5 protein-coding genes, 1 tRNA gene and 3 rRNA genes are annotated in these 12292 nt (G+C 49.5%); all 9 read right to left on the bottom strand.

Annotated features, from left to right (window positions below; all coding sequences use genetic code 11):
- Positions 1 to 256 precede the first annotated feature (256 nt).
- Positions 257 to 2719, bottom strand: coding sequence for an ATP-dependent Clp protease ATP-binding subunit (locus tag ABXS70_RS00045; protein ID WP_342552982.1), 2463 nt, complete (start codon positions 2717 to 2719; stop codon positions 257 to 259).
- A 201-nt stretch (positions 2720 to 2920) separates the two neighbouring features.
- Positions 2921 to 3991, bottom strand: coding sequence for a protein arginine kinase (locus tag ABXS70_RS00040; protein WP_342552983.1), 1071 nt, complete (start codon positions 3989 to 3991; stop codon positions 2921 to 2923).
- Positions 3992 to 4019: 28 nt separating this feature from the next.
- A complete protein-coding gene (locus tag ABXS70_RS00035) occupies positions 4020 to 4532 on the bottom strand; it encodes a UvrB/UvrC motif-containing protein (RefSeq protein ID WP_342552984.1) in 513 nt (170 codons plus the stop codon).
- A gap of 31 nt (positions 4533 to 4563) precedes the next feature.
- Positions 4564 to 5025, bottom strand: coding sequence for a CtsR family transcriptional regulator (locus tag ABXS70_RS00030; RefSeq protein WP_110899255.1), 462 nt, complete (start codon positions 5023 to 5025; stop codon positions 4564 to 4566).
- 477 nt (positions 5026 to 5502) lie between these two features.
- Entirely contained in the window at positions 5503 to 6687 is a 1185-nt protein-coding gene (locus ABXS70_RS00025) for a GNAT family N-acetyltransferase (RefSeq protein ID WP_342552985.1), read from the bottom strand.
- 187 nt (positions 6688 to 6874) lie between these two features.
- Positions 6875 to 6991 (bottom strand): 5S ribosomal RNA (gene rrf, locus ABXS70_RS00020).
- A 154-nt stretch (positions 6992 to 7145) separates the two neighbouring features.
- Positions 7146 to 10211 (bottom strand): 23S ribosomal RNA (locus tag ABXS70_RS00015).
- 258 nt (positions 10212 to 10469) lie between these two features.
- Positions 10470 to 10545: transfer RNA gene (locus ABXS70_RS00010), tRNA-Ala, on the bottom strand.
- A 108-nt stretch (positions 10546 to 10653) separates the two neighbouring features.
- Positions 10654 to 12208: ribosomal RNA gene (locus ABXS70_RS00005) — 16S ribosomal RNA — on the bottom strand.
- Together the 16S, 23S and 5S rRNA genes with 1 tRNA gene alongside form the textbook arrangement of a ribosomal RNA operon.
- Positions 12209 to 12292 lie beyond the last annotated feature (84 nt).

Here is a 12292-nt window from a genome sequence, read left to right as displayed (position 1 = left end):
ATTTTGCATTATTCGACGAATTTTGCTCGCAGTCCTGACATGCAGGGTTACTAAAAGTTTACCATTGTTTGAGATTTTTCGTAAAGGTTTATCGCAAACTTTACACATGTTCCTGAAATTATCGCTGCATTCTTATTTATTTCTCGAACAGATCCATCCGGCATCTGACATATACAAAAAAAACCTCCCCGGTCGAAGCCGGGAAGGATTATCATACACCCTGCAGGTCTGCTGTAGTCAGCCGCGCAAGCTGTATTTATTTCGTTTCAATTTCCTCGTTCGATGGCACCGGTGCATCTTTCTTGGTAACCGACAATGCACCATTCTCTTCGTCAATAAGCAGGGAATCGCCTTTGGTCACATTACCCGTCAGCAGTTCTTCGGACAATTTATCTTCGATATGCTTCTGGATTGCCCGACGAAGCGGACGTGCACCGTAAGCAGGATCAAATCCAGCTTTGGCCAGGAAGGCCTTAGCGTTATCCGTAAGCTCGAAATCAACCTCATATTCGTTAAGCCGTTTCCGCAGTTCCTCACTCATAAGTGTAACAATCTCAGCGATATGTTTCTGTTCGAGGGAGTGGAACACGATAATTTCGTCAATCCGGTTCAAGAACTCAGGACGGAAGCTTTTCTTCAGCTCATCCATTACTTTGCCCTTCATGTTATCGTAATCTGCACCTGCATCGACAACAGCCGTGAAACCAAGGGTGGAGTTACGTTTGATCGCTTCTGCACCTACGTTAGACGTCAGGATAATCAGTGTATTGCGGAAGTCAACCACACGTCCTTTGGAATCGGTCAGACGACCATCTTCAAGTACCTGCAGCAGGATGTTGAATACTTCCGGGTGAGCTTTCTCCACTTCGTCCAGGAGGACAACGGAGTACGGTTTGCGACGAACTTTCTCTGTCAGCTGACCGCCTTCTTCGTATCCCACATATCCTGGAGGCGCTCCGACAAGACGTGCTGTGGAATGTTTCTCTCCGTACTCGGACATGTCAATCCGGATTACGGCATTCTCGTCGCCAAACATTGCTTCAGCAAGTGCCCGAGCGAGTTCTGTTTTACCTACACCGGTAGGACCGAGGAAGATAAATGAACCCATCGGACGTTTCGGATCTTTGAGTCCGGCACGTGCACGGCGAACGGCACGGCTTACTGATTTAACTGCTTCATCCTGACCGATCACTCGTTCATGCAGAATGGACTCCAGAGTCATCAAACGCTGCGTTTCTTCTTCCTTCAGCTTGTTCACCGGAATTCCTGTCCAGTTGGCAACCACTTGAGCGATATCCTCCGGCGTTACTTCGGAATCGGTACGGCCTTGTTTTTCTTTCCATTGATTTTTCGTGGTATCCAATTCTTCACGAATCTTTTGTTCTGTATCACGAAGCGCAGCTGCCTTTTCGAATTCTTGGCTCTGAACCGCAGCGTCTTTTTCCTTACGGATATCCTCCAAACGGCTCTCCAATTGTTTCAAGTTTGGCGGAATCGTGTATGAGTTCAGCCTTACTTTTGATCCAGCTTCATCAATCAAGTCGATTGCTTTATCTGGCAGGAAACGGTCCGTAATATAACGGTCAGACAATTTGACTGCCTGCACAATCGCTTCATCCGTAATTTTCACACGGTGATGGGCTTCATAACGATCACGCAGACCGTGCAGAATTTGAATCGCTTCTTCCGGTGAAGGCTGATCCACTGTAATCGGTTGGAAGCGGCGCTCCAGCGCAGCATCTTTCTCAATGTATTTACGGTACTCATCAAGTGTCGTTGCACCAATGCACTGCAGTTCGCCACGAGCCAGAGCTGGTTTCAAAATGTTTGATGCATCAATTGCACCTTCAGCTCCGCCTGCGCCAATCAACGTGTGCAGCTCATCGATGAACAGGACAATGTTACCGGCCTGACGAATCTCATCCATGATTTTTTTCAAACGATCTTCGAATTCACCACGATATTTGGTTCCGGCTACAACCGAACCCATATCCAGCGTCATTACGCGTTTGTCTCGCAATGTTTCTGGAATTTCGTTCGCAATGATTTTCTGTGCGAGACCTTCAGCAATAGCGGTTTTACCTACGCCAGGTTCACCGATCAATACCGGGTTGTTTTTGGTACGACGGCTCAGTACCTGAATGACACGTTCAATCTCCTTGCTGCGCCCAATAACCGGGTCCAGGTTGTTCTCTCTGGCGTAAGCGGTAAGGTCGCGTGCCAGACTGTCGAGTGTAGGTGTGCTTACGTTAGCCGGTGTGCCGTTGTGACTGGAGACAGCTTCACTGCTGCCCAGCAGCTGCAGCACTTGCTGACGTGCCTTGTTCAAACTGATACCGAGGTTGTTGAGCACACGTGCTGCAACCCCTTCACCCTCACGAATCAATCCAAGCAGAATGTGCTCTGTGCCCACATACGTGTGGCCAAGTTTACGAGCTTCATCCATGGACAGTTCAATTACTTTTTTCGCACGCGGCGTATATGCAATGTTCGTAGGCTGCTCTTGGCCGCGACCAATCAGCGTCTCTACTTCATCCTGAATTTTTTCCAATCCGAGTCCCAGGCCGATCAGTGCTTTGGCAGCAATGCCTTCGCCTTCACGAATGAGGCCGAGCAAAATATGCTCCGTACCGATGTTATTATGACCGAGACGGACAGCTTCTTCCTGCGCGAGTGCGAGCACCTTTTGGGCCCGTTCCGTAAATCTTCCAAACATCATATCTCCTGCACCTCCATGGTTTTGAATAAAACGAAGGGACTCTCACCCGAGTTCATCATCCTTCGTATTCTTCATATCATTTTTTTGGCAGCCATGCTGCGAATAAAATCATGGGTACTCCAGCAGAAGCGGAGACCTTATTATATAAAAGCCGCAGAAGCGGCATGAAACCGAAATAGTTTCTTGAATTTTAGGTAGAGTTTACCCAGAACTTTTAGCTGCATTGATCGTATCACGAATTAACTGAGCCCGATAGATATCACGCTCATCGGTACGCATATCCCCATACGTTTTTTGCAAAAATCCAGGCTGTGTCATCACATTCAGCTCATTCATCACTGGAATGGACAGCCCATTCAGCAGTCCCAAGTCTACGCCAAGACGTACATCAGACAACCGCTGCGCAGCTTCCTTCGTGTCGACAATGGCCGCATGAGATAGAATTCCATATGAACGCATCACACGATCCGTAATACGTAATCTGGAATCCGTAATCAGCCGTTCTCTTGCTGTACGTTCATGACCGATCATCTGTAAAACGACACTGTGCAGATTTTCGATCACTTCTTGCTCCGTCTGTCCAAGTGTAATCTGGTTGGAGATCTGGAACAGGTTGCCCATCGCCTCACTGCCTTCACCGTAAATCCCACGCACCGTTAATCCCACTTGGGATACAGCGCTGAGAATACGACCGATCTGCTGGGTCATGACGAGTGCGGGAAGATGCATCATGACTGATGCTCTTACACCTGTGCCCACGTTTGTTGGGCAGCTGGTCAGATAACCTCTGCGATCATCAAAGGCATAATCCACGTGCGCTTCAAATGCATCATCTATAGCGGAAGCTTTCTCCCAGGCTTCTTTTACCTGGAACCCCGGATAGAGGCACTGGATACGCAGATGATCCTCTTCATTAATCATAATACTTACCGATTCATCTTCACTGAGGATTACGGCCCCGTTTCTCGATTCATTCGCAAGATTCGGACTGATCAGATGTTTCTCCACCAGCACACGCTTGTCGAGTTCGTCGATATCCGTCAGATCGAGTGTAGTAAAATCTCCAAAGGCGTGTACGTCATCGTACTGAAGTACTTCGCTCAGCTTATTCAGCACCTCTTCCGATTGCTCACCCGAAGCCAGCATGGGAAACGGGATATGCTGAAGATTACGTGCAATCCGGACACGGCTGCTGATGACAATCTCAGAATCAGCCGCATCGCTGCGCATCCAGTCACTGAGCGCCTTCTCTGTAAAGCGCAGATTAGGCATTATGCTTCCCTCCTACTCATGACAAACTTTACTCCTGAGCTATTCCTTTTTCAAGTTCCCTGATTTGGTCACGTATCTGAGCAGCCTCTTCAAATTCTTCTTGAGCAATGCTCTGCTGCAGATGCTGCTTCAGATCGGCGATCTGCCGTTTCACTTTGATACGTCCACCTGCTCTGGCAGGAACTTTACCTACATGTGATGTACTGCCATGCACTCGTTTGAATAACGGGTCCAGGCGGCTGTCAAAATATTTGTAACAGGAACTGCAGCCAAAACGGCCGATTTTACTGAACTGGGCATAGGTCATGCCGCATTCTTCACACTGCAGCGCCTTGGCAGGTGCTGCACTTTTGCCTGCCGGATCAAAATCAAGCAGACCGGACAACAGATTGTGAATCGAAAATCCTCCTGCTGTTCCAGGAATCATCTCGCCCTTCTCACGGGCACATGACTCACAGATATGGAATTCCGTCTTCTCTCCATTTACAATTTTCGTAAAATGCAGTGTAGCCGGACGTTTATTACATTCTTGGCACAGCATATAGATGTACCTCCTTTGATCCCGATAGTTTTCATTTACCGAGCAAAGATATTAGCATCGCCTTCAACATTCTGGCACGAATTTGATCCCGGTAAGGAAGTTTGACCATTAGAACCTCTCTCGACACAGCTGCACGCATCAAACCGGCTTCCCGCTTGCTTAAAAAACGCGCTTCTTCCAGTTGATAGATCAGCCCTTCAGCAGCAGTCTGTCCAATCTCCTCACCAATACTATGATGCAGATGATTATGCAGTGCTGATTGGGCAGGCAATTCAATGCGCTGTATGCGAACATATCCACCGCCGCCGCGTTTACTCTCTACCAGGTAACCTTTTTCAAGAGTAAAACGGGTGCTGATGACATAATTGATCTGGGAAGGTACACATGAAAACTGATCTGCCAGATCATTACGCTGAATTTCAATCATTCCTTCGGGACTTTCATGCAAAATACCCTTCAGATATCGTTCGATAATATCAGAGATATTACGCATCCAATCATCCTCCACTGTCTGAAACGTTAAGTCAATAAGGACCTGCACGCCCCCACAGAGTACACCTTCTCCACCCATTTAACCATTCAGAGAAACAGCGAATCTTGCTGACTGAGGTGCTAAACAGGAGAACAAAGGAAGCACGAAGGTCCTTTAATATCCCTTGATCTTCCAAATGACTTGTATCCGAAATACGATACTTTTCATTCATTAGAGAGCAGTAAGAGAGCGCGACATCCTGTCATAGGTGAAATCATTATTATTCAGCCTTCAGTTGACTTTGACTTTCTTTGACTTTATATACATTATAGCATATTTTACTGGTTTGCCAAGTGGGGGCACTATTCATTTTTTACGATTTTACACGAAATATTCGCCTGACACAAAAAAACCTCTCCCAAATGTCAGGAGAAGTCTGATTGTCTTACGATTACCCTCTGAATCTGCCCGGTCTAATCCGGCTGAACAATATACCTCTTAGAAAAAATCAAGCAAATAGGTTTCACGCTCCGGAACCGCCTTCTCCAGCGCTTGGACCGCGGCAGCTGGTCCTTCCAGTCTGCCGATCTGGGCCATCTCTGCCGGTCTGCGATATCCCATTAATACCGCCGTGAGCGATTGAATGTTCAGGCGAAGCGTCTGATCTTCCTGACCAACATGCTCTGATCCGGACTTTTTCCATATCGAAGCTGTTCCGTTCATTGCCACATTCAATTCCCATACCCCTTCATTCCAAGGAGCATAGGCATCCTCAACCTCAAGCAAAATCTGTACAGGTGAGTCCTGGCTTGCAAAAGGGTACTGCGAAATGAACTGCTCCACACTTACGATTCGCGCCATAAAGTATGGTACAATCTCCTGCTGGATCCGAGGATTGTCCAATTGAAAAGCAAGCATATCCCGTGCAGGTGCCTGCAAAGTCACTTCATCAACCATGGAATCATGATTAGATATGAATGTCCATAGTCCTTGTCTCGCCTCTTCGTTGAGATGAATCATCTCACCAATTGTAAATTTGCCTTCCTTAACTTCGTAAAGTACATATCCCTGTGGTACACCCGTCTCGTCAAAGTAAACAGCCCGCTGGCTTCCTTTTTTGACATAAACTGAATTCGTCCACCAAGCGTCATCACGATTCAACGTTCCGTTGTAACGCGCTGCATAGACATTGTATACCTGCTTCAATACAGCAAGCTCGGGATTATTTCGTTTAATCACACCTGGCGTCTGTTTTTTAGCTGGCAGTTGGGAAGTCGTCAGTTTGTATTTCTTATATTCAACGTAGGTTTCCCATCCATACTTCCGATAGAACGCAAATGCAAACGGATGCAGGAAGGACACACTCTGCTTATTCCGATTCATCTCTTCCAGTGCATACTGCAGCAGTCCTGCTACCCAGCCCTTTCGTCTGTATTCCGGCCAAGTGGCTACACCCGCGATGCCGCCCATCTCAAACGATCTTCCATTTATATAGGTTTGAAAAGGAATAATCTGAAGTTTGGCCCCAACTTGGCCATCTGCATATACACCCAGTACATTGTGTGCAGCAAATTCCTGACGGCGTCTCTCCAGCTGTTCCTCTGTCATCGTGAACTGGAAAGCATATTCGGAAAGAGCCATACATGCCTCATAATCGTCAGTTGTTAATTTGCGAAGTTCCATATGATCCTGCACCTCATTCTCTTGTAGTGTAAGCCCATTTCTTGTGAAAAGGTTATACGATGCTGCTCCATACATTTGAGTTTGTCAGAGGTTACTCATAAAGTCAAACAGGAGATGCATGATGCATCTCCTGAAAAAGATATATAAAATAAAAACCACCACCGAACATCATCGGCAGTGGTTCTTTGCTTGGCGGCGTCCTACTCTCCCAGGACCCTGCGGTCCAAGTACCATCGGCGCTAGAGGGCTTAACGGTCGTGTTCGGGATGGGTACGTGTGGAACCCCTCCGCCATCGCCACCAAACGAGGGTTGGATCGAAGTTGTACTTCTTTCCATTCAGTTGAAACTGAAAACCAACCACACCTTAAGGGATGTACCGATTTTCATTTCACTATTCAGAGTGTTGTTCTCTGAAAACTAGATTCGAAACGAAACTTACGCGACTTAAAACCTGCTATTGGATAAGCCCTCGACCGATTAGTACTGGTCAGCTCCATGCATTGCTGCACTTCCACCCCCAGCCTATCTACCTCGTCGTCTTCAAGGGGTCTTACATACTGGGAAATCTCATCTTGAGGGGGGCTTCACGCTTAGATGCTTTCAGCGCTTATCCCGTCCGTACATAGCTACCCAGCGGTGCTCCTGGCGGAACAACTGGTACACCAGCGGTACGTCCATCCCGGTCCTCTCGTACTAAGGACAGCTCCTCTCAAATTTCCTACGCCCACGACAGATAGGGACCGAACTGTCTCACGACGTTCTGAACCCAGCTCGCGTACCGCTTTAATGGGCGAACAGCCCAACCCTTGGGACCTACTTCAGCCCCAGGATGCGATGAGCCGACATCGAGGTGCCAAACCTCCCCGTCGATGTGGACTCTTGGGGGAGATAAGCCTGTTATCCCCAGGGTAGCTTTTATCCGTTGAGCGATGGCCCTTCCATGCGGTACCACCGGATCACTAAGCCCGACTTTCGTCCCTGCTCGACTTGTAGGTCTCGCAGTCAAGCTCCCTTATGCCTTTGCACTCTTCGAATGATTTCCAACCATTCTGAGGGAACCTTTGGGCGCCTCCGTTACTCTTTAGGAGGCGACCGCCCCAGTCAAACTGCCCACCTGACACTGTCCCCGTACCCGCTTAGGGCACCAGGTTAGAACCTAGATACGATCAGGGTGGTATCCCAACGGTGCCTCCACACAAGCTGGCGCTCATGCTTCAAAGGCTCCCACCTATCCTGTACAGATCGTACCCAAATTCAATATCAAGCTGCAGTAAAGCTCCATGGGGTCTTTCCGTCTTGTCGCGGGTAACCTGCATCTTCACAGGTATTAAAATTTCACCGGATCTCTCGTTGAGACAGCGCCCAAGTCGTTACGCCATTCGTGCGGGTCAGAATTTACCTGACAAGGAATTTCGCTACCTTAGGACCGTTATAGTTACGGCCGCCGTTTACTGGGGCTTCGGTTCACAGCTTCGGATTGCTCCTAACCACTCCCCTTAACCTTCCAGCACCGGGCAGGCGTCAGCCCGTATACTTCGCCTTACGGCTTCGCACAGACCTGTGTTTTTGCTAAACAGTCGCTTGGGCCTTTTCACTGCGGCCCCCTCGTGCTATTCACACTACCGGGGCACCCCTTCTCCCGAAGTTACGGGGTCATTTTGCCGAGTTCCTTAACGAGAGTTCTTCCGCGCGCCTTAGAATTCTCTTCTCGCCTACCTGTGTCGGTTTGCGGTACGGGCACCTTCATCTGGCTAGAGGCTTTTCTTGGCAGTGTGAGATCATGACCTTCGCTACTGTAATTTTCACTCCCCATCACAGCTCAGCCTTACGATGTGCGGATTTGCCTACACATCAGCCTTACTGCTTGGACAGACATCCATCAGTCTGCGTCACTACCCTACTGCGTCCCCCCATCGCTCGTAACGATTTACGGTGGTACAGGAATTTCGACCTGTTGTCCTTCGACTACGCCTTTCGGCCTCGCCTTAGGTCCCGACTTACCCTGAGCGGACGAGCCTTCCTCAGGAACCCTTAGGCTTTCGGCGGATCAGATTCTCACTGATCTTTTCGTTACTCATACCGGCATTCTCACTTGTATAATGTCCAGCGCTCCTTACGGTACACCTTCAACCCTTATACAACGCTCCCCTACCCCTGGATCGACTTCACTCCAGCTTCGAAGTCCTGTGTTTATCCCCTGAGAAACATTTGGTCTTCCAAGATTTCAAACCTTGTTAGACAAAAATGTCCTTGTGGTAAACACCGCCTCAAAGAAGCAGTGAAGTCGATCCAAGCCATAGCTTCGGTGGTGTGTTTAGCCCCGTTACATTTTCGGCGCAGAGTCACTCGACCAGTGAGCTATTACGCACTCTTTCAATGATGGCTGCTTCTAAGCCAACATCCTGGTTGTCTGTGCAACTCCACATCCTTTCCCACTTAACACACACTTGGGGACCTTAGCTGATGGTCTGGGCTGTTTCCCTTTTGACAATGGATCTTAGCACTCACTGTCTGACTCCCGGAAGTAAGTCTATGGCATTCGGAGTTTGACTGAGCTTGGTAACCCTTGCGGGCCCCGCACCCAATCAGTGCTCTACCTCCACGACTCTGTTTTCCGAGGCTAGCCCTAAAGCTATTTCGGGGAGAACCAGCTATCTCCGAGTTCGATTGGAATTTCTCCGCTACCCCCACCTCATCCCCGCACTTTTCAACGTGCGTGGGTTCGGGCCTCCAGTGCGTGTTACCGCACCTTCACCCTGGACAGGGGTAGATCACCCGGTTTCGGGTCTACGTCCACGTACTATGTCGCCCTATTCAGACTCGCTTTCGCTGCGGCTCCGGCTCTTCACCTTAACCTTGCACGGGAACGTAACTCGCCGGTTCATTCTACAAAAGGCACGCCATCACCCTGTTGACGAACAAGTTCGCAACATAGGGCTCTGACTTTTTGTAAGCACACGGTTTCAGGTTCTATTTCACTCCCCTTCCGGGGTGCTTTTCACCTTTCCCTCACGGTACTGCTTCACTATCGGTCGCTAGGAAGTATTTAGCCTTGGCAGATGGTCCTGCCGGATTCATACGGGGTTTCACGTGCCCCGCACTACTCGGGATCCGTCTCGGAGAGAATCAACTTTCAATTACAGGGCTTTTACCTTCTTTGGCGGGCCTTTCCAGACCTCTTCGTTTAACTGACTCCTTTGTAACTCCATGTGAGACGTCCCACAACCCCAAAGAGCAAGCTCTCTGGTTTGGGCTTCTCCGCGTTCGCTCGCCGCTACTGACGGAATCACTATTGTTTTCTCTTCCTCAGGGTACTTAGATGTTTCAGTTCCCCTGGTATGCCTCTGCACAACCTATGTATTCAGTTGTGAGTAACTGGATATTACCCCAGCTGGGTTTCCCCATTCGGACATCCCCGGATCAAAGCTTGCTTACAGCTCCCCGAGGCAGTATCGTTGTTCGCCACGTCCTTCATCGGCTCCTAGCGCCTAGGCATCCTCCGTGTGCTCTTAGCAGCTTAACCAGATTGCTCCGGTTTCGTTTGCTCGCTTCCCTTGTTTTGCTTACGCAAAGCCAAAAGTCGCTCCCATCCGATACCATCGCAATTGCATTTAACTACCTTATATACACTTTCACTTGTTGACACAAGTTCAGCTCGGATGATTGTTGTTCGGTTGCTTGAACCGATCCAGCATTCATCCCTAAAAGGAATGTTCTAATTCGCGTTTGTTTCGTTTCGATATCTAGTTTTCAAAGAACACAACAAATAGATGAAATTGTTTGGTGGAGCCAAGCGGGATCGAACCGCTGACCTCCTGCTTGCAAGGCAGGCGCTCTCCCAGCTGAGCTATGGCCCCTCAAATTCCATCAAAACTGAACAAATGGAGTAGCAACTTGATACTGCTTGCAGGTCCATTGAACCTGCATATTTGAATGTCTTCGTTGCAGAAGACGATTCTCCATAGAAAGGAGGTGATCCAGCCGCACCTTCCGATACGGCTACCTTGTTACGACTTCACCCCAATCATCTATCCCACCTTCGGCGGCTGGCTCCTTGCGGTTACCCCACCGACTTCGGGTGTTATAAACTCTCGTGGTGTGACGGGCGGTGTGTACAAGACCCGGGAACGTATTCACCGCGGCATGCTGATCCGCGATTACTAGCAATTCCGACTTCATGCAGGCGAGTTGCAGCCTGCAATCCGAACTGAGACCGGCTTTTTAGGATTGGTTCCACCTCGCGGCTTCACTGCCCGTTGTACCGGCCATTGTAGTACGTGTGTAGCCCAGGTCATAAGGGGCATGATGATTTGACGTCATCCCCACCTTCCTCCGGTTTGTCACCGGCAGTCACCTTAGAGTGCCCACCCGAAGTGCTGGCAACTAAGATCAAGGGTTGCGCTCGTTGCGGGACTTAACCCAACATCTCACGACACGAGCTGACGACAACCATGCACCACCTGTCTCAACTTTCCCCGAAGGGCACCTAACGCATCTCTGCCTCGTTAGTTGGATGTCAAGACCTGGTAAGGTTCTTCGCGTTGCTTCGAATTAAACCACATACTCCACTGCTTGTGCGGGTCCCCGTCAATTCCTTTGAGTTTCAGTCTTGCGACCGTACTCCCCAGGCGGAATGCTTAATGTGTTAACTTCGGCACCAAGGGTATCGAAACCCCTAACACCTAGCATTCATCGTTTACGGCGTGGACTACCAGGGTATCTAATCCTGTTTGCTCCCCACGCTTTCGCGCCTCAGCGTCAGTTACAGCCCAGAGAGTCGCCTTCGCCACTGGTGTTCCTCCACATCTCTACGCATTTCACCGCTACACGTGGAATTCCACTCTCCTCTTCCGCACTCAAGTCACGCAGTTTCCAGTGCGATCCGGGGTTGAGCCCCGGGATTAAACACCAGACTTACATGACCGCCTGCGCGCGCTTTACGCCCAATAATTCCGGACAACGCTTGCCCCCTACGTATTACCGCGGCTGCTGGCACGTAGTTAGCCGGGGCTTTCTTCTCAGGTACCGTCACCTTGAGAGCAGTTACTCTCCCAAGCGTTCTTCCCTGGCAACAGAGCTTTACGATCCGAAAACCTTCATCACTCACGCGGCATTGCTCCGTCAGGCTTTCGCCCATTGCGGAAGATTCCCTACTGCTGCCTCCCGTAGGAGTCTGGGCCGTGTCTCAGTCCCAGTGTGGCCGATCACCCTCTCAGGTCGGCTACGCATCGTCGCCTTGGTGAGCCGTTACCTCACCAACTAGCTAATGCGCCGCAGGCCCATCCCCAAGTGACAGATTGCTCCGTCTTTCCAGTTCTCTTCAGGCGAAGAAAACAAGTATTCGGTATTAGCTACCGTTTCCGGTAGTTGTCCCAAGCTTGAGGGCAGGTTGCCTACGTGTTACTCACCCGTCCGCCGCTAACCATCCGAGAAGCAAGCTTCTCTTCAAGTCCGCTCGACTTGCATGTATTAGGCATGCCGCCAGCGTTCGTCCTGAGCCAGGATCAAACTCTCCAATAAAGATGAATTTCGTCAGCGTAGTTAAACGCTGTGAAACTCATCGGGGTATTGAAAAGAGCGATAAGCTCATTTTGAATCTGACGA

Source organism: Paenibacillus sp. AN1007 (assembly GCF_040702995.1).
Taxonomy (GTDB): domain Bacteria; phylum Bacillota; class Bacilli; order Paenibacillales; family Paenibacillaceae; genus Paenibacillus.
This window is presented reverse-complemented; position numbering and strand designations above follow the sequence as displayed.

Bases quoted from the DNA above. Each gene is read 5' to 3' on its own strand.
- ABXS70_RS00045 (WP_342552982.1), bottom strand. From the start codon at position 2,719: ATGATGTTTGGAAGATTTACGGAACGGGCCCAAAAGGTGCTCGCACTC.
- ABXS70_RS00040 (WP_342552983.1), bottom strand. From the start codon at position 3,991: ATGCCTAATCTGCGCTTTACAGAGAAGGCGCTCAGTGACTGGATGCGC.
- ABXS70_RS00035 (WP_342552984.1), bottom strand. From the start codon at position 4,532: ATGCTGTGCCAAGAATGTAATAAACGTCCGGCTACACTGCATTTTACG.
- ABXS70_RS00030 (WP_110899255.1), bottom strand. From the start codon at position 5,025: ATGCGTAATATCTCTGATATTATCGAACGATATCTGAAGGGTATTTTG.
- ABXS70_RS00025 (WP_342552985.1), bottom strand. From the start codon at position 6,687: ATGGAACTTCGCAAATTAACAACTGACGATTATGAGGCATGTATGGCT.